Genomic DNA, 18,140 nt, shown 5'->3' with positions numbered 1-18,140 from the left:
TTCCCCTGATCAACGAAGCGTGGTCCACTGGGGGCGTGACGGAGGCCGATGAGGTGGCGCGGCGCTGCGCCGAGAAGATGTACGCCGCCGACCGCTCGTCACGGCACCTCGGCATCGAGATCAGCGACGTCGCGGCGGGCCGCGCCCGCGCGACCATGACCGTCGCGGACACGATGGTCAACGGCCACGGCATCGCGCACGGCGGTTACGTGTTCCTGCTGGCCGACACGGCCTTCGCCTTCGCCTGCAACACCTACGAGATCGTCACCGTCGCGGCCGCCGCCGACGTGGTCTTCGTCGCCCCGGCGCGGGCGGGCGACGTGCTGGTCGCCGAGGCCGTCGAACGCGTCCGTTTCGGCCGCTCCGGGGTGTACGACGTGACCGTCCGCCGGGCCGGCGGCGAGGTCATCGCCGAGTTCCGCGGCAACAGCCGCGCCCTGCGCCCGGAGACCCCATGACCGGGCGGAGCGAGGGGATCGAAGGCGCGCCCCTGGGGTCACGCCCTCCGACGAAGGAGGGCCCATGACCGGGCGGAATGAGGGGATCGAAGGCGCGCCCCTGGGGTCACGCCCTCCGACGAAGGAGGGCCCATGACCGGGCGGAGCGAGGGGATCGAAGGCGCGCCCCTGGGGTCACATCCTCCGACGAAGGAGGATTCATGACCAGGGGAACGACGAGCCCGCGGCGTGAGGCGTGGGAACTGCTCGGCGGCGAGTACGACGTCCGGGTGCTCGAGCCGTCGCCGCCCGCCGTCACCGAGCCGCCCTGGTACGCCGACGACCCCCTCGCCGGGCCGTACGGCGTCCGGCTGGTGACGCCCGTGTCCGGGCTGGGCCGCAGCTGGGACGACCTCGCGGCCGAGCGGCCGGACCTGGCCTCCTTCTGCGCCGACCGCTGGCTCGGGGCGTGGCGCCGGCTCGCGCCGCTCCCGCGTGCGTTCGTCGCGACCCGGCGGTCGCTGCACGCGCTCGCCGAGCACGTCGTCGCGCCCGCCCGGCACGCCGCCAACGGCGAGATCGGGCTGCGGTTCACCCGTGGCGGCTTCGGCACCCCGTACTTCGGCGACGACGAACAGGTCCGTGTCGAGGCCGGCCGGCTGGTCGTGGGCGGTGCCGTCCACACGCCCGCGACGCTCGGGGAGGCCGCCTCGCTCGCCGGCGTACGGCTCGGCATGCCGCCGGAGGTCTACCTTCCGGCCACGCCGGCCGCCCCGGACACGCATCTGCCGGTCAACCCGGCCGCCGCCGAGGCGCTGGGCGCCTGGTTCGGCTTCGCCTGGTCGGTGCTCGAACAGCTCCGCTTCGAGGGCCGCAAGTCGTACCCCCGGGCTCCCCTCGTCACTCCTTCCGCGGCCGGTCCGTCCCTCACCGGCCACTCCACTCGCTCCTCGGCTCGCCCTTGCGCGGACCCCCGGGCTCCCCTCGCCACTCCCTCTGCGGCCGGTCCGTCCCACACTCGCTCCTCGGCTCGCCCTTGTGCGCCCGGCCGCGTGCAGCTGTGGCCCGAGCACTTCGACGCCGCCGTGGAGCTCGGTGACGACGCCGCCGGACGGCGCGCCACCTTCGGCGCCTCCCCGGGCGACGACGCCCACCCCGAGCCGTACCTCTATGTCGCCCCGTGGCACCGGCGCGCGGGCCGCTTCTGGAACGACACCGCGTTCGGCGGCGCGTCGCTGACCTACGCCACGCTGCTGTCCGCCGACGACCAGCGGGAGACCGCGCTCGCCTTTTTCCGGCAAGCCCTGGCCGAGTTGAACTCCTGATCCCCGCGCGCCGGGAATGGCGCGCCGCGCTTTCCCAAGCTCAGTTAAGAATCGGATCGGTTCCCGTTTAACAACGGACGGGCAGGGACCTCCGTGCGGGGGCACACGGGGGGACGGCCTCGACGAGCAGGCCAGACGTTCCCGGCTACGGCGAACGCGGGGCGTGACGGCGCACCACGCCGGACGCCTGCTGGTGCCTTCCACGTCACCGTGTGAAAGGAGCGACAGTAATGCGCAAGGGAGTCATGGCCGCCTGCGTGCTGGCCACCAGCCTCGGCTTGCTGACGGCGGGGTGCGGCGACAAACACAAGGCCGTGCCGTCGTCCGGCGGCCTCGCCCAGCCCACCTCGCCCGGAATGGAGTCCCCACCGGCGACGGAGTCACCCGAGTCCTCTCCGCCGACCTCGACCGAGTCGCCCGGGGCGACGACGTCACCCGCGCCCGGGCCGGTGACGATCAACGCCAAGGACACCAGCCTCGGCAAGATCCTGGTGGACGACAAGGGCATGACGCTCTACCTGTTCGAGAAGGACAAGGACGGCAAGTCGTCCTGCACCGGCGAGTGCGCGACGCAGTGGCCGCCGGTCCTCACCACCGAGAAGGCCACGGCGGGCCAGGGCGTCGACGCGACCAAGCTCGGCACGACGGACCGGACCGACGGCACCAAGCAGGTCACCTACAACAACCATCCGCTCTACCGCTTCGCCAAGGACACCAAGCCCGGTGACATGAACGGCCAGGGTGTCGAGGCCTTCGGCGCCAAGTGGTACGTCGTGGACGCGACCAAGGGCGAAAAGATCGAGAAGAAGTAGCCGCGGCGCGGGCCGCGCGTCTCGCCGGTGGCGGCCACGCCCGTGGGCGGCGCCGCCACGGCGACCGTCGGCCCCGCGCTCACCGCCCACTGTCCACGTTCACGTCGAGGAACGGACTTTCATGCGCAAGGCAGTCAGGGCCGCCTGGGCGCTGGCCGTCGGACTCGGCCTGCTCGCATCGGGCTGCGGCGGGGGACACCGGGCCGTACCCGTCTCGGGCGGGTACGGCGGGCCGTCGTCGGCCGCTCCGGAGTCGCCGGCGCCGGAGTCGGCGTCCCCGCCGGCCGAGTCGCCGGAGCCTCGGCCGGCGCCGTCCGGCGAGACGCCGCCGCCCGTCTCGTCCGCCCCGCCGGTCTCGTCCGCGCCGCCCGGCGCCGGTCCGCTGGAGATCCGGTCGAGGCAGACGCGGTACGGCAGGATCCTCGAGGACGGTCGCGGCAAGACGATCTACGTGGCCGCCAAGGACAACGCCGACTTCGAGTCCCACTGCACCGGCGCCTGCACGAAGGACTGGCCGCCGCTGTTCACCAACGGCCAGGTCAACGCCGGGCCCGGGGTGAACTCGGCCTGGCTCGGCACGATCGGCCGGACCGACGGCCCGACCCAGGTGGAGTACAACGGCTGGCCGCTGTACTACTCGGCGCGCGACGTCGGGCCCGGCGACATCAACGGCCAGGGCATCAGCGCGTACGGCACGACCTGGTACATCGTCGACGCCGAACGGGGCCGGCCGGTGAAGTGACGGCTACCAGTTCGGCAGCTGCGGCAGGGAGTCCGGCAGCAGCCAGGCGCCGCCCGCCACCAGCGCGATGACGGCGACGATCCCGAAGCCGAACACCCACATCAGGCCCGGCATGCCGGTGAGCCGGGCCAGCTGGTCGGCGTCGGAGTCGGGCGCGCGGCCCCGCGCGCGCTTGGTCTGCAGCTCCACCACCGGGCGCGCGCCCGCGAGCAGCAGGAACCAGGTGAACGCGTACGCGAACGCCGCCTGCACGGTCGGCGACGCGAACCAGGACACCGCGAAGATCACCGCGCCGGTCGTGACGACGGACACCACCCCGTACACGTTGCGGATCAGCAGGAGGATCGCGGCCAGCAGGACGATGCCGGCCCAGAGCATGGCCGTGATGTGCCCGGTCGCGAGCAGCCCGGCCGCGCCGAGGCCGAGCAGCGGCGGCGTGACGTAGCCGGCGAACGCCGTGACGATCATGCCGGCGCCGTACGGCTTGCCGCTGGAGACGGTCACGCCCGAGGTGTCGGAGTGGAGCCGGATGCTGTGCAGCTGCCGGCCGGTGACGAGCGCGGCGAGCGCGTGCCCGCCTTCGTGCGCGATGGTCACGACGTTGCGCAGCACGTGCCACACCGAACGGACCGACACCGCCCCGAGCGCGGCCACGCCCGTCAGCGTGACCAGCCACCACGGGGGGTGCGGCTGTGTGCCCATGACGTCGTGCCAGACGTCGCCGAGTGTGGACAGGTCCATGCATCACCTCTGACCGGTACGACGTGCCGGGCCGCCGTGAAGTTTCTCCGGCGGGCGAACCCATATCTTGGCTCAAGTCGGCCAGTAAGGTGTTGCCACTATGAGCGACCCGTTGATGAGCGTTTATCCGCCACTCGAGCCGGCCTCCCTGGTGACGCGGCGGTCTCGGCTCTTCCCGTTCGACAGAGACGGGCTCACCCTCACTCACCTGGGGCGCGGCGCCATCTGGCTGGCGCTGAAGGCGCTCGGCCTGGGTGCCGGCACCCGCATCGCGATGCCCGCCTACCACTGCGGCTCGGAGGTCGAGGCGGCCCGGCTCGCCGGCTGTGAGGTCCTCTTCTACCGGGTCTTCCCGACGCTGCAGGTCGACGAGGAGGACCTGATGCGGGTGGCCCGGCAGTGCCATGCCACCTACCTCATCTCCTACTACGGCTTCCCGATGCCGTCGCTGCCGCCCGGCACCCGGGTCATCGAGGACGCCGCGCACGCGCTGTTCTCCTACGACGGCGGCGGGGCGATCGGCTCACGCGGCGACGCGGCCATCTTCTGCCCGCGCAAGTCGCTGGGCGTGCCCGACGGCGGCGCGGTGCTCATCCGGGGCGGGTCCATCGAGGCGACCGGCCGGCCGCCGTGGAAGGGCATGGCGCGCTCGATCGCCTCTCAGGGCATGGGCTGGGCGGCCCAGTCGCGCGCCGGCGTGCTGCGCGCCCCCGCCACCAAGGTCTTCCGCAAGGTCAGCAAGACCGAGCAGGCGGTCCAGGCGGGCACGCTCACCGAGGTCGTCATCGGCGAGTGGGACCTCGAGGTCGCCGACATGGAGAACGCCGCGTCCAAGCCCTCCCGCATGACCGAGTGGGCGGTGCACGGCGCCGACGGCCAGCGCATCCGCGAGCTGCGCCGCCGCAACTACCAGATCCTGCTGAACGCCCTGCCCGACATCTGCCTCGACCGGTTCCGCGGGCTGCCCGACGGCGTCGCGCCGCTCTACTTCCCCGTACGCGTGCCCGAGCGCGACCGCACCATCGCCGAGCTGCAAAAACGCGGCGTACGCTCGATCGAGATCTGGCCGGTGGCCCATCCGCTGCTCGACCGTGCGCGCTTCGCCGAGCTCGAGCCGCTGCGTCACCAGATGCTCGCGCTCCCGGTCCACCAGGGCCTGAGCGAGTGGCACGTCGAACAGGTGGCCCGCGCGGCGCGCGAGGCCGTCATCGCCGCCCACCGCTGACCGGCGGGCTCAGGGCGGGATCGCGCACAGGGGATTGCGGTCGCCGTTCCGGTCGACGCACGGCGGGTAGCCGCGGACGCTCAGCTCGGCCCGGGCACCGGCGCCGCCCAGGTAGTCGATGAAGCGGCGCAGCAGCGAGCCCGGTGCCGGATCGCCCGCGGTGTAGAGGTACTCCACGGTCCAGAACGGATAGCCCTGCGCGATGCTCGTGGCCTCCGGCAGCCTGCCGCCGAGGGTCACGACGTGGAAGGTCTGCCGCCGCGCGGCCTCGGTCTTGGCCGTCGGCGCGTCCGCGTAGCCGATCGCGCCGGGCGTGGTGGCGACCTTGTCGATCACTTCGCCCGTCGTGCGCAACTCGCACCGGATGGTCGCGGCGTGCGGGGGTGGGCTCTGCTCGGCGCACTCGGTCGAGGACGCCGCGCCCTCCGAACGCCCGAGCAGCAGCTTGTCCTGGAGGATCTGGCGGGTGCCGGACTCACCGTCGCGGCCGACGATGCGAATCGGCACATGTCGGCCGCCAAGCTGGTCCCACCAGTGGAAACGACCGCTGAAGATGTCCCTGATCTGGTCGGCGCGCAGATCGGTGACGCCGGTCGAGTCCGACACGATGACGCCGTAGACGATCACGGCGACCGGGTGCGTCCGCAGGTCGGCGGCCGGCCCGGTGGTGTTCGGGCCGTCGTTGAGCACGGCGAGCCCGTCCGGCGCCGGTGCGCCTCCGTCGATCAGGTCGTGCATGCCGGCCCGGCTGCCGGTGAGCCGCAGGTCGATCGCGGCCGAGTGACAGGCCTTCGTGTACTCGCCGGCGATGAAGCCGAGCGGCTCGGAGAAGGCGCTGGACCCCTCCAGCCGCAGGTGACCGCTCGCGCACCGCACCGCCGGTCCGGGGGAGGACCCGAGTGAGGCGCCCACGACGTTGAAGACCAGGACGACCGCGAGAAGGGCGCCGAGCGCGAACGCGGCGCGCGGCCAGCTGATCCGGCGGCGGTCCTTCTCGTTCTTGACCACGCCGCTGTGAATGGCCCCGCGGACGGCGAAGTCCTTGGTGATCTTTCTCTGGCCCGCCCGGTCCGCCGGGGCCCCCGGCTCGTGCAGGACCACGACGAGCTTGAACTTCTCCCGCCGGCGCAGCGCGAGCTCGGGCAGCCGCACGCCGTGCCACTCCGGGGCGGCGGCCTTGTCCGGGCCGGACGGCGCGGGACCGAGCAGGATGGGCCGGAGCCGGTCCCCGAGCAGCCGGCGGACCGCCCTGATGCCCTTGTCGTCGTCGGCGGCCTGCACACCGTCTCCCGGCGCCTGGGAGAAGAACTCCATCCCGTCCCGGATGTTCCTGCGCAGCTCGTCGCTCGAGGCGTCGGAGATCCGCGCGTCCCAGATGACGCGCTTGCCGAACGTGAACGACATCGCCGTGCCGAAGTCGCCGGGCTCGATGTCGTACCCGCCGGTGTTACGCACCCGGACGATCACGATGCTCATCCGGTCGAGCAGGTCGGCGTACAGGCTCAGGCGCCGGCGTGGGTCCCTCGGGTCGTCCGGGTCGGACGGGCCGGAGGCGTCGTCGCGCAGCGCGACCGGGTTCAAGCCGATCTTGGAGTTGTAGAGCACCCGGTAGTCGATCCGCCGGCGCCGGATGAAGTAGCGGTCGGCGATGGGCGTGGTCACCAGCACGATGATGAGGACGCCGATGAAGAGGTTCTCCTGGCGCTGGGCGATGAGCTCGGCGATCGCCTGAGCCATCGTGAGCACGCCGCCCATGAATCCCGCCTCCCCGCCCGCCCCGCGATCAGGAGATCGTAGGCTCGCGCCGGCCCGATCCGGCGGGGTGGCACGGAGAGTTCACCGGCCCTTCACGCGCCCGGAATGTGCGTGCACTCCGGCGGTCGGCGGGCCTGGGCGTTCCCGGGCCCGCCGACGCGCGTTCAGATCTTGCGGATCACCACGATGGGGGTCTGCTCGTCCTCGTTGCCGGCGGGGTTGTCCGACAGGACCTTCTCCACCCACTTGCGGTCGACGCCCGCCGACGCGCCGACGACCCACGCGCCGGTCAGGTTGTTGGCGTCGACGACGCAGACGTGGCAGCCGAGGGCCGCGGCGAGATCCTCCGACAGCTTGTCCGGACGGCCGGGGCCGAAGAGGAGGTGGTGGTCGTGCGGCGGCAGGGCGGCGGCCACGTCGTCGATCATCGCGGCGCCCGGCCCGGCGACGCGGTAGAACCAGCCGCGCTTGCCGACGAGCTTGCCGGCCGCGCCCGCGGCGGCGCCGAGCAGGACCTTCGCGCGCCCGGCCTCCATGATCGCGCCCTGCATGCCGGCCGGGCTGTGCAGCGGCCCGATCTTGCCGACGAACTTGCTGAGCTGCTTGGCCATGCCCTCCGGCGTGATCATCTCCAGCGGGATCATCCGGCCCTGGCCCGCCGAGGCGGGGCTCTCGGAGAGCGCGAGGATGTCGTCGGGACGCAGCTGCCCGGCGGTGGCCTCCTGGATCACCGGGAGGATGCCGGAGCGCAGTGTGATCATCCTGGTCTTGATGGGGATGCGGCGGGCGCCGACGGTCCGCTCGTCGACCGGCGCCACCGTCGGCGGCTTGGCCGGGGCGGTCTCGCCGAAGTGCTGGTGCAGCATCTCCCTGATCTGCATGTTGCCCGCGTAGATGGACGCCCCGCGCTGGAGGACGTCCCGCGCGCCCGCGGGGTCGCCCGCCTCGAGCCGCAGGTGGGCCAGCAGGGTGTAGTCCGACGCGTAGACCAGGTAGTCGGGCGCCAGTGCGATCAGGTCGGTCTGGTACTTCAGGGCGCGGGGCTTGTCGCCCCGGTCCACCGCCCACTTCGACAGGCGCTTGAGCGCGTGGCGGCGCAGCTGGGAGTCGTTCACGACCGACTCGAGGAGCGCCTCGGCCTCGTCGATGCGGCCGCCGTCCTTGAGGATGTCGGCCAGCGTCAGGGCGTACCAGGGGATGGTGGGGTACTTCTCGCGCGCCGCGCGGACGATGTCCGCGGCGCGGTTGTAGTCGCCCCGCCACTTGTACACCTCGGCGAGCGCGGCGGTCGCGAAACGGGTGTCGCCGCCCGCCGCGATGGCCGCGTTGGCGATCTGCTCGGTCTTCCGGTCGTCGCGCTCGTTGGTGAGGACGAGCCACGACAGCAGCGACAGCCCGTCGCCTTCGAGATCGGCCCGCTTCGACTCCAGGAGCTGCTGGGCCTCTTCCGGCTTACGGAGCCAGATGTCGTAGGCGCGGCTGGTGGTGCTCATGTCAGAACCTCATGCGTCGTCGGCTGTCTGCGGGGAGTCGGCCCATCATCGCAGACGCGGGCCGCGCCCGTGATGAAGGCGATCAACTGCGATCCGGCCCGAAACCGGACCGGCGGGAAGGAAACTACGGCCACAACATGTGGCGTTCCCATGGGCTGTGACGATCGGGGCGTTCGTAACGCAGCCGGGTGTGAACGCGGTCCTTGTCGGCCTGCCAGAACTCGATCGCGATCGGAACGAGGGTGTAGAGCGTCCACTCCGTGCTGATCAGGGCGGGGTCCGACTCGATCCGGGCCAGCGCCGCGCGGAAGGCGCGGTCGCGCTCTCCGGCGCTCTCCAGATGGCTGCTCTGCCGGCCCAGCAGCGCCTCGGCGCGGGCGGAGGGCGCACGGGCCAGCAGATCGGCGGCACTCTGCTCGGGAGACGCGGGCTCCACGGTGCCCCGCACCCGTACCTGGCGGCCTTGCGGGGGCCAGTAGAAGGTGAGCGCCGCGCGGGGCAGATCCGCCAGCTGACGGCCCTTGGGACTGCCGGCGTGCACCGCGAACTGCCAGCCGTCGGCGTCCACGTTCTTGAGGATGAGAACCCGGGCGTCGGGGCCGCCGTCCTCGCCGACGGTCGACAGCGTCATGGCGTGCGCATCGGGCACACCGGCCTCGACCGCCTCTGTCAGCCAGCCGAGGAACAGCTCGACCGGCTCGGCCGGGGCGCCGGCGGGATCGAAGTCCGCCAGCGGGCCGGCGAACACCTCCAGACCCCGCAGCCACTCACGCACACTCCCGGCTTGCCCGAGATCGTCACTTGCGCCCATCGTGCCCCCTGACCGTCGCTGTCCCCGGCTGTAAGTCGCCCTCGACCCTACCGAGGGGCCGGGACGGCGGCCTGGAACGTATGGGTCTCCCCAAGACCGGGCAAGGGCGCCGCGTCGTGGGCGGCCGGCTGCCCGGGCATGGCGTAATGGTCGATACCCTAGGTGCCCGTGGACCTCCTTGACTCCTGGCGCGATCTTCCCGCGGCCCAGCAGCCCGACTGGCCCGACCCCGCTCAGGTGCGCGTCGTCGCCGACCAGCTCGCCAAGCTTCCGCCGCTCGTGTTCGCGGGCGAGTGCGACCAGCTCCGCGCGCAGCTCGCCGCCGTGGCGCGGGGCGAGGCGTTCGTGCTGCAGGGCGGCGACTGCGCGGAGACGTTCTCCGGCGCCACCGCCGACGACGTGCGCAACAAGCTCAAGACCCTGCTCCAGATGTCGGTGGTCCTGACGTACGCCGCGAGCGTGCCGGTCGTGAAGATCGGCCGGATGGCGGGCCAGTTCGCCAAGCCGCGGTCGAAGCCGGTCGAGGTCCGGGACGGCGTCGAGCTTCCCGCGTACCGCGGCGACATGGTCAACGGCTTCGGCTTCACCGCCGAGGACCGCACGCCGGACCCGGGACGCCTGCTGCGGGCCTACCACGCCGCCGCGGTGACGTTGAACCTCTGCCGCGCCTTCACCCAGGGCGGGTACGCCGACCTGCGCCAGGTCCACGCGTGGAACCAGGACTTCGTGGCGAACAGCCCGGCCGGGCGCCGCTACGAGCGGCTCGCGGGCGAGATCGACCGGGCGCTGGCGTTCATGCACGCGGCCGGCGCCGACCCGGAGGAGTTCCACCGCGTCCAGCTCTACTCCAGCCACGAGGCGCTGATCCTCGACTACGAGCGGGCGCTGACCCGCATCGACTCGCGCTCCGGCCTGCCGTACGACGTGTCCGGGCACTTCCTGTGGATCGGCGAGCGCACCCGGCAGCTCGACGGCGCGCACGTGGAGTTCATGCGGCGCATCCGCAACCCGATCGGGGTCAAGCTCGGCCCGACGACCAGCGCCGAGGACGCCCTGGCGCTCATCGACAAGCTCGACCCCGAGCGCGAGCCGGGCCGCCTGACGTTCGTGATCCGCATGGGCGCCGGCCGCGTACGCGAGGCGCTGCCGCCGCTGGTGGAGAAGGTCACCGCGAGCGGGGCGCAGGTCGCGTGGATCTGCGACCCGATGCACGGCAACACGTTCGAGGCGGAGAGCGGCTACAAGACCCGCCGGTTCGACGACGTCGTGGCCGAGGTGGAGGGCTTCTTCGACGTCCACCGGTCGCTGGGCACCCACCCGGGCGGCGTCCACCTGGAGTTCACCGGCGACGACGTCACCGAGTGCGTGGGTGGCGGCCACGAGATCGTCGAAGACGACCTTCACCAGCGGTACGAGACCGCCTGCGACCCGCGCCTCAACCGCAGCCAGGCGCTCGACCTGGCGTTCATGGTCGCGGAGATGTACCGCACGACGAAGTGAGCGAGGGGCCCCGCGCCCGGGGCCCCTCGACTCATACGGCGCGTGCGCCGGTCAGGCGATGCGTACGTCTCTCAAGACGGCGCTTACGTCGATCAGACGATGCGCACGGCTCCGGCGAACGGGCGGGTGGCCAGGTCGGCGACCCGTACGTGATCGCCGGTGTGGGGCGCGTGGATGAACTTCCCGTCTCCCAGGTACATCCCCATGTGGTGGATGTCGGAGTAGAAGAACACCAGGTCGCCGGGCTGGAGCTGGCTCCGTGAGACGTGGACGCCGGCGTTCCACTGGTCGCCGCCGTAGTGCGGGAGGTTCACCCCGACCTGCTTGTACGCCCACATGGTCAGGCCGGAGCAGTCGAACCCCTTCCCGGGCGTGGCGCCGCCCCAGACGTACGGGACGCCCAGCTGCGTGAGCGCCGCGCGTACGGCGCCGATGGCCTTGGTGGACCCGCCCGGGATCTCCGGCACGCTCTCGCCGCGCTCGGCACGCTCGACGGCGTCCTTGAGCAGCGGCCTGCGCAGCTTGTCGAGCGTCTTGCCGATCGTCGCCTTCTTCTGCGCGAGCTGCGTCTTGAGCAGCGCCGACCGTGAAGCCCGGTCACGGGCGTTCTGCCAGGCACGCTCGGCGTTCTGGATCGCCTGGGTGAGCTGGCGGACCTGGGTGTCGTCCTGCTGGGTGAAGAAGTGCAGGGTCGCGGCCTGGTCCAGCAGCGCCTGCGGGTCTTTGGCGGAGAACAGCGCCGGCGCCTCGTCGGGCGCGCTGTGCATGTAGCGCAGCGCGGCCAGCCGGCCCACACGCTGCTGGATGGCCTTGAGGGCCTTGGTCTCGCGCTGCGAGGTCGCCTTGGCGATCGTGCTGGCGCGCTGGGCCTGCCGAAGCCGGACGCGCAGCCCGTCGTACTGCTCGGTGAGCTGTTCGAGCTGGGTGTTCAGCTGGTCGGCCTGCTGCCGGAGCGCGTCGATCCGGGGTGCCGGTTTCGCCTCGGCCGACGGCGACGGCAGGATCAGTCCGCCGGTGAGAAGAATGCCGGCGACCACGGTGTTGCGGCTGCGGTGCGGCCTATGATGCGCTTTCGCGGTTCGCGAAGGCTCCATTCAGGTGCTCCTCATTTCTCCTGGGCCGCCTACCGGGTTAGCTGACGGGTTCGGGCCAAGGAGAAGCCCTACCGGTTACGGATTCACCCCGGGACCGAGCGCGATGGGAGAGAGTCCCGTGAGGCGCTCCGTGAGTGGGTCCCCGGCTCGCCCGGCGCGCTGGCTTGCGCGCGAGGCGACTCGGCGGTCCGGCCGGGAACCGGCCGGTGACACCGTGGGACATTAACGGACCGTGACGTGATGGCCAACCGGAACATGCGGAGATGGCCTGGCGTCTTCAAGGATGGTCACTGTGGGTGATGCCGCTCTGGCCCTTTCCGCCTAGTGCAAAGCGAAGCCCGGCCGCGAAAGGCGGGATGTACACCGATCTCTCGGCGAACGCCCCGGCGGCCCGTGCGGGCGGCGTACAGTCAGAGCCCGTCCCTGTCGCAACCGCCGTTGACGCGGTCGAGGAACACGCTCAGACGGTCCCGTATCTCGGCCAGCGCGGTGATCTTCTCCTCGAGCTCGGCGAGCTTGCCCGCGATGACCGAAGCGCTCCCCGGGCACCGGTTCGCCTCGATGTCCTGGTCGAGGCAGGGCAGGAACGCGTGGAGGTCCTCGGCGGTGAAGCCGAGCGAGAGCAGCAGCCGGATGTTGCGGACCCGCAGGATGGAGTTCTCACCGTAGTCCCGGTACCGGTTCGCCGTACGCCGGGGGTGTAGCAGGCCCTGTTGTTCGTAGTAGCGCAGGGCACGGACGGTGGTTCCCGCCTCCCGGGCCAGTTCGCCGATCAACACGGTCGGAGATTACCTTTCGGGTGAACGCCCCTCATGCGATGTTGATCCCGCCGTCGACGCGGATCACCGAACCGGTCAGGTAGCCGGCCTCGGGGCGCGCGACGTTCACGATCCACCAGGCGATCTCCTCGGGCCGTGCGGGGCGCCCGAGCGGGACGCGGGCGAGCATCTCGTCGCGGCTCGCGGCGATCTCCTCAGGGGTGAACCCGGCGTGCGTCAGCACGGGTGTCTGCGTGATCCCAGGAGCGACCGAGACGACCCGGATGTTCCGAGGAGACAGCTCGACGGCCCAGGTGTGGGTCAGGAAGTCCAGGGCCACTTTCGTGGACCCGTAGACGGAGTTGCCCGGGAAGGCGCGCCCTGGGCCGTTGGCGGTGATGTTGACGATCGTGCCGCCTCCGTCCTCCAGCCGGGGCAGGGCGGCCTGAGTGAGCATCAGCGGGCCGATGAGGTTCGTGTCGAGCTGCTGCCGCGCGACGTCCCGGTCGATCGTGCCGAGCGGCGCCGGCCGGGTGATGGCGGCGTTGTTCACCAGGACGTCAAGCCGCCCGAACGCCTCGACCGCAGCGGTCACGATCCGGGCGGGCGCCTCGGGTGCCGCGACGTCGGCGGCGAACGTACGGATGCCGGGTCGTCCTTCGGCGGTCCGGTCGAGGTTCTCCGCGTTTCGGCCCACGACGAGCACCTGGGCACCCTCACGTGCGAACTGATGCGCCGTTGCCCGGCCGATCCCGGTGCCGCCACCGGTCACGATCACGCTCTGACCGTGGAGTGACGTCTTCGTCATATCCTGCCCGTCCTTGTCGTCTCTGGGTCCGCTCGGCCGTGCCGGGCGGTGTCGCGACGACGCTAAACGTTGACCCCGGCGTCAGGGTCAAGCGCGCGAGGGAGAACAGGCGGAGACGGGGAGGCCGCCGGCGCAGGCCGACCGAGCGCGAGATCGCGCTCCAGGGGCAGGGTCGGCCTGCAACGGGTCCACGTGCCGAGCCGACCGTTGAGATCGGACGTCCGGCTCGGTGCGGGACCGGGGAAAGCGGCAGTGCCGGGGCTCGGAGAAGAGGGCCCGGGCGATGACCGAGGGCCCTCCCACGGGCGGGGAGGGCCGGCTCGGGCTTCAGAGCCCGCTCTCAGACGTTGAGCGACTCTTCGGAGCTGGGCTGGGAGACCGCGGCGTGGAGGGTGTTCCAGAACGCCAGCTCGACGTCCTCCTCCAGCTCGGTGATCTTGCCCCAGAACTCCTTGTCCTCGGCCAGCGCGGCGGCCTCCGCGGACAGGACGGGCATGACCGCCGTACCGGCGTCCGCGGCGTCCAGGTCGGCCACGCTCATGTCGGCGGGCATCTCGACCGGCGTGCGGTGGTGCTTGCCGCGCTTGCGGACGCGGACGTTCGGGGTCGGCACCGGCACGCGGACCTTCGCCTTGCTCAGCGCCAGCGTCACCGTGCCGAACACCACGACGGCCAGCAGCCCGGTGAGGGCGGCCTGCTGGTCGGGCAGCGGCGGCGCGGAGTCGTGCTGGGCCGTCGTCTGCGTCTCGTGCATGGGGGTGGCCGGCTGCTGACCGATCTCCTTGGCGGCCGGCGGCGGCGCCGAGTGCTTAGGGACGTACTTCTGCTCGGCCGGGGCCGCCTTGACCTTCACCTTCGACGGGTAGCCGTACCCGACGACCTGGCTGACGTCGCGGGTGGCGCGGCCGAGTTGGTCGTTGTGGTTGGCCTCGATGGTGTGCAGCGTGTGGCCGTGGACCGACTCGACGATGCCCACGTGCTCGATGTCGCCGATGCTCTTCCCGCCGTTCCACGAGAAGAAGACGATGGCGCCCGGCTCGGGGTGGTGACCCCACGCGTGGTGCTTCTTGAACCACTTCGCGTGGTCCGGCGTGGAGGCGAACTCGCCGGTCCAGTCCTTGACTCCGGCCTTGTCCGCCGCCCAGGCGAGGAACATGTCACACCAGGCCGCGTCCTTGAAGACGGGGTCCTTGCCGACGTGCTTGCCGTACCAGTCGCCGTACTTGGTGTACCCGCTGGCCTTCTCGTGATAGCCGAGCTGGCCCTTGGCGACCTGCAGCAGTTTGTGACCTATCGGATCCATGTCTCCCCTAACGCCGCCTACCGGGTTAGCTGACGGGTTCGGGCCAGGAGGAGCCCTACCGTGCGAGACGGATTCACCCCAAGGGACTACGTGGGTCCCCGGCTCCTGCTGCACTGGGGGTGCAGCCGGATTCGGCGGTCGGTCTGTCACCTCCCGGGTGGAGGTAAGTCACAGCCCGATTACGGCGCAATGTATCTGAAGTGTCGCGACAACGGCAACGCGTTCGGAGCGGAAAGTATGGAGCGAACTACTTACCCACTGTAACCAAGTCCTGGGGTTGATCGTCGCGCAACGGCGGAATTGTGGCTCTCATCTGCGGGAATGGAAGAGTAGCCAATCGCGGCGCCAATGAGGCCCGGCGCGCAGCGTAGTGACCGAACCCACGCCAGGGTGGTGCTCGCTGGACCGAGTCGACCGGCTTTGTCGGGAGATGCGGCAGTTCATCCCGGCGGGCCGCAGGCGCCCGGATGAAGCGCGACAGAACGCCACAAGATGCGACGAATCGGATGTGTTGCGTCGTTGTGAAAAAACTTCCAACAGAGGAAGCAGAAAGTCAGCAATCGCCATACCCGGCTGTGGGCGAGCGGCGGGGAAGCGCCCGGCTCCGGCCCGCCAGGAGAGGACCGGAGCCGGACGCGAAACGCCGCCGGCACCTCAGTCCACGGTCAGCACGATCTTGCCGCGCGTGTGTCCCTCCGCGCTCAGGCGCTGGGCCTCCGCGGCCTCCGCGAGCGGGAACGTCTTCGCCACCGGGACCGTCAGGCGGCCGTCGTCGACGAGCCGCGCCAGCGCCGCCAGATCCGTCGGGTCCGGGCGGACGAATACGTATCGCCCGCCGCGTTCGGTCACCGACGGGTCCACGATCGACGCCCACCGGCCCTTGCCGGTCAGCAGCTTCGGCGTCACCTCGAGGGCCTCGCCGCCCACCAGGTCGAGCGCCGCCGAGACGCCGCCCGGGGCGAGCCGGCGCACCTCATCGGCGAGCCCCGGCCCGTACGCCACCGGCTCGGCGCCGAGCGACCGCAGATGGTCGTGGTTGCGCGGGCCGGCCGTGCCGATGACCCGGGCGCCCCGCGCCAGCGCGATCTGCACGGCGAACGACCCGACACCGCCGCTCGCCGCGTGGATGAGCACCGTGTCGTCCTCGTTCACCCCCAGCGCCTTGACGAGCGCCTGGTACGCCGTCAGGCCCGCGAGCGGCAGGCCGCCCGCCTCGGCCCACGACAGCCGCGCCGGCTTGCGGCCGAGCGTGCGCACCGGTGCGGACACCAGCTCGGCGTACGTGCCGCGGCCCACGTGGTCCTCGCGCACGTAGCCGATGACCTCGTCGCCCGGTGAGAACTCGCTGACGGCCGGCCCGACGCGTTCGACCACGCCCGCCAGGTCCCAGCCCGGGACGACCGGGAAGTCCGTCGGGAAGAGTCCGTCGAGGCGGCCCTCGCGGATCTTCCAGTCCACCGGGTTCACCCCCGCCGCCTTGACGCGTACGAGGACGAAGTCGGGCCCGACCTTCGGCTCCGGCGCGTCCTCGGCGAGCTTGAGCACGTCGGGACCGCCGTATTGGTTCATCACGATGGCTTTCACACCGTCACCGTTACCCCACGACGCGGGAATTCACCACCGGCGGCTCAGCGAAACCGCGTGTACACGGACAGGCCGAGAACGATCATGATCAGCGGCCCCAGCACGGTCAGCGCGGCGAACAGCGCGCTGCGCCCCGCCTGGTGCCCGTACGGCACCAGCGAGGGCGGGCGGCCCGCCACCGGCCAGGGCTCGCGCAGCTCGTCCGCTGCCGGCCGGTCGTCGAACCCCGGGTCGACCCGGCCGCCCAGCGGCAGCCCGGCCGCCCAGCCGAACAGCTCGGCCAGCGCGGTGGGCGGGATGTCCAGGCCGGACGCGAAGTAGCGGACCTCCGCGGCGGTGCGCTCGAGCGTACGGATCGTGTTGCCGAGGCCGAGCCCCTCCAGCCAGCCGCGCGTGTCGCCGCCGAGACTCGCGCCGACCGCCGTGCGGCGCAGCACGTCGGCCTTGGTGACCACCACCGCGATGCGCCGCTGCCGGCCCTGGTCGGCGCGCGACCGCAGCTCGGCCAGCAGCCGCTGCAGGGTGTCGGAGGGGTCCTCGTCGGAGGTCGCGGTCGTCTGCTCCACGAGGCGGCGTTCGTCCGTGGTGAGCGCGGCCCGCAGCTCCGGCAGGGCGAACGGGTCGATGACGAACAGCAGCGCCTCGCCGTGGTCGAGGTAGCGCAGCCGCTCGACCCGCGTCGCGCCCGTGTGCAGCTCGCCGGCCGGGTCGAACAGGTAGAGGATCCGGTGCGCGGCCGGCAGCGTCAGGTCGAGCATGGTCGCCACGGGCAGCTCGGGGCCGGTCTTGGCGAGGCGTCCGCCGCGGTCGAGTTCGGCCACCGCCCCGGCGTACGCCCGCGCGTCGCGCGCCTCGACGAACTCCGCGCGGCCCCCGGCGCCGGCGGCGCTCGCGCGCAGCGCGCGTACGGCGAGGAACATCAGCGTCGTCTTGCCGGCCGCGGGACCGCCGACGAACGGCAGCGGCTCGACCCGCGCCCGTCCGATCCGGCCGGGCAGTCGCCGGTGGCAGTGCGGACAGTACGCCCCGAGGCGGAACCGCCCCAGCAGGATCGTCGTGGGCAGCCGCGCGCCGCAGCGGCAGACGTGCCGGAACGCGCCGAGGCGGTTCGGCACGAGCCGGGAGTGGCGTTCGTCGCAGCGGGGGCAGGAGTACTCCGGCAGCGCGAACCGCTGGTAGCAGCCCGCGTGCGGGCAGGCCAGCAGGATCCGGCGGTAGGCCATCCAGACGCGTTCGACCGCGCCGAGCACCGCCACGCACACCGACCAGACGACCAGCCCGGCCGCCGCCATCACCGCCGTGGCCAGGGCGAACGCCAGCACCGCGACGGCGAGCGGCACGACGGACAGCGCCATGCCGGCGCACAGCCCGAACCACAGCGGGAACAGCGCGAGCCCCTGGGGCGGCTTCAGAAGCGTCTCGGTCAGCGTGGCGGCCGCCCACCGGGCCTGAGTGACGCACCAGGGCAGGGTGCGGCGTTCGAGGGCCGCGATGTCGCGCCACACCTGGACCAGCAGGTAGTGCGGGTAGGCGGGGTCGGGCGGCCCGGGCGCGGGGCGCCGGACCGGCGACGGGCCGTCCACGTCGGTGGCGGTGAGGGCACGCCAGGCGACGGTGAAGAACCGGCCGAGCCCCAGGCCGAACCCGGCGAGCAGGGCGAGCGCGAGCGCGACCGGCAGGACGAACACGCACTCGGCCGCGACCAGGCCGAGCCACACGATGACGACCAGCACGTACACGACCGGCACGGCG

At 72.0% G+C, this 18,140-nt stretch carries 16 protein-coding genes and 2 riboswitches; of the genes, 6 read left to right on the top strand and 10 right to left on the bottom strand.

Annotated elements, in window-relative coordinates; genetic code table 11:
- Positions 1 to 77: 77 nt before the first annotated feature.
- The 4 genes from paaI to OG417_RS36680 all read left to right on the top strand — a co-directional run bounded on the left by paaI (position 78) and on the right by OG417_RS36680 (position 3,316).
- The gene (gene paaI / locus OG417_RS36695) at positions 78 to 458 is read left to right on the top strand and encodes a hydroxyphenylacetyl-CoA thioesterase PaaI (protein ID WP_329262830.1); all 381 of its coding nucleotides are present in this window, start codon (positions 78 to 80) and stop codon (positions 456 to 458) included.
- A gap of 200 nt (positions 459 to 658) precedes the next feature.
- Positions 659 to 1,762 (top strand): hypothetical protein, encoded by a 1,104-nt coding sequence (locus OG417_RS36690; protein ID WP_329238923.1) that lies wholly within the window; start codon positions 659 to 661, stop codon positions 1,760 to 1,762.
- A gap of 230 nt (positions 1,763 to 1,992) precedes the next feature.
- A complete protein-coding gene (locus OG417_RS36685) occupies positions 1,993 to 2,574 on the top strand; it encodes a COG4315 family predicted lipoprotein (RefSeq protein WP_329238920.1) in 582 nt (193 codons plus the stop codon).
- 121 nt (positions 2,575 to 2,695) lie between these two features.
- A complete protein-coding gene (locus OG417_RS36680) occupies positions 2,696 to 3,316 on the top strand; it encodes a COG4315 family predicted lipoprotein (protein WP_329238918.1) in 621 nt (206 codons plus the stop codon).
- A gap of 3 nt (positions 3,317 to 3,319) precedes the next feature.
- Here the strand turns inward: OG417_RS36680 and OG417_RS36675 are convergent, their stop codons facing one another.
- Positions 3,320 to 4,057: a M50 family metallopeptidase gene (locus OG417_RS36675; RefSeq protein ID WP_329238915.1), complete on the bottom strand. Its 738-nt coding sequence runs from the start codon at positions 4,055 to 4,057 to the stop codon at positions 3,320 to 3,322.
- A gap of 100 nt (positions 4,058 to 4,157) precedes the next feature.
- Between OG417_RS36675 and OG417_RS36670 the strand changes: the two genes are divergently transcribed.
- The gene (locus tag OG417_RS36670) at positions 4,158 to 5,282 is read left to right on the top strand and encodes a DegT/DnrJ/EryC1/StrS family aminotransferase (RefSeq protein WP_329238912.1); all 1,125 of its coding nucleotides are present in this window, start codon (positions 4,158 to 4,160) and stop codon (positions 5,280 to 5,282) included.
- Between the two features lie 9 nt (positions 5,283 to 5,291).
- Here the strand turns inward: OG417_RS36670 and OG417_RS36665 are convergent, their stop codons facing one another.
- The 3 genes from OG417_RS36665 to OG417_RS36655 all read right to left on the bottom strand — a co-directional run bounded on the left by OG417_RS36665 (position 5,292) and on the right by OG417_RS36655 (position 9,341).
- The gene (locus OG417_RS36665; RefSeq protein ID WP_329238909.1) at positions 5,292 to 7,037 is read right to left on the bottom strand and encodes a substrate-binding domain-containing protein; all 1,746 of its coding nucleotides are present in this window, start codon (positions 7,035 to 7,037) and stop codon (positions 5,292 to 5,294) included.
- A gap of 164 nt (positions 7,038 to 7,201) precedes the next feature.
- Positions 7,202 to 8,530 (bottom strand): tetratricopeptide repeat protein, encoded by a 1,329-nt coding sequence (locus OG417_RS36660; protein WP_329238906.1) that lies wholly within the window; start codon positions 8,528 to 8,530, stop codon positions 7,202 to 7,204.
- 124 nt (positions 8,531 to 8,654) lie between these two features.
- Positions 8,655 to 9,341, bottom strand: coding sequence for a pyridoxine/pyridoxamine 5'-phosphate oxidase (locus OG417_RS36655; protein ID WP_329238902.1), 687 nt, complete (start codon positions 9,339 to 9,341; stop codon positions 8,655 to 8,657).
- Between the two features lie 168 nt (positions 9,342 to 9,509).
- Between OG417_RS36655 and OG417_RS36650 the strand changes: the two genes are divergently transcribed.
- The gene (locus OG417_RS36650) at positions 9,510 to 10,841 is read left to right on the top strand and encodes a class II 3-deoxy-7-phosphoheptulonate synthase (protein ID WP_425550911.1); all 1,332 of its coding nucleotides are present in this window, start codon (positions 9,510 to 9,512) and stop codon (positions 10,839 to 10,841) included.
- A gap of 92 nt (positions 10,842 to 10,933) precedes the next feature.
- Here OG417_RS36650 and OG417_RS36645 read toward each other — a convergent pair whose 3' ends face one another.
- The 6 genes from OG417_RS36645 to OG417_RS36620 form a co-directional block, all read right to left on the bottom strand.
- Positions 10,934 to 11,935, bottom strand: coding sequence for a C40 family peptidase (locus OG417_RS36645; protein WP_329238896.1), 1,002 nt, complete (start codon positions 11,933 to 11,935; stop codon positions 10,934 to 10,936).
- 11 nt (positions 11,936 to 11,946) lie between these two features.
- Positions 11,947 to 12,102: riboswitch (cyclic di-AMP (ydaO/yuaA leader) on the bottom strand.
- A 243-nt stretch (positions 12,103 to 12,345) separates the two neighbouring features.
- The gene (locus OG417_RS36640) at positions 12,346 to 12,714 is read right to left on the bottom strand and encodes a MerR family transcriptional regulator (protein ID WP_329238894.1); all 369 of its coding nucleotides are present in this window, start codon (positions 12,712 to 12,714) and stop codon (positions 12,346 to 12,348) included.
- Positions 12,715 to 12,745: 31 nt separating this feature from the next.
- A complete protein-coding gene (locus tag OG417_RS36635) occupies positions 12,746 to 13,501 on the bottom strand; it encodes an SDR family NAD(P)-dependent oxidoreductase (protein WP_329238891.1) in 756 nt (251 codons plus the stop codon).
- 340 nt (positions 13,502 to 13,841) lie between these two features.
- Complete coding sequence (locus tag OG417_RS36630; RefSeq protein WP_329238888.1) at positions 13,842 to 14,804, bottom strand: CHAP domain-containing protein; 963 nt, start codon at positions 14,802 to 14,804, stop codon at positions 13,842 to 13,844.
- Positions 14,803 to 14,951: riboswitch (cyclic di-AMP (ydaO/yuaA leader) on the bottom strand. (Overlaps the previous gene by 2 nt.)
- 507 nt (positions 14,952 to 15,458) lie before the next feature.
- Entirely contained in the window at positions 15,459 to 16,388 is a 930-nt protein-coding gene (locus OG417_RS36625) for an NADP-dependent oxidoreductase (protein ID WP_329238885.1), read from the bottom strand.
- A 44-nt stretch (positions 16,389 to 16,432) separates the two neighbouring features.
- The gene (locus OG417_RS36620) at positions 16,433 to 18,136 is read right to left on the bottom strand and encodes a TRAFAC clade GTPase domain-containing protein (RefSeq protein WP_329238882.1); all 1,704 of its coding nucleotides are present in this window, start codon (positions 18,134 to 18,136) and stop codon (positions 16,433 to 16,435) included.
- Positions 18,137 to 18,140: the final 4 nt, after the last annotated feature.

It is taken from the genome of Actinoallomurus sp. NBC_01490 (assembly GCF_036227085.1).
In the GTDB taxonomy this organism is placed as follows: Bacteria; Actinomycetota; Actinomycetes; order Streptosporangiales; family Streptosporangiaceae; genus Actinoallomurus; species Actinoallomurus oryzae.
The sequence above is the reverse complement of the archived record's forward strand: the minus strand, read 5'-3'. Positions and strand labels throughout refer to the sequence as shown.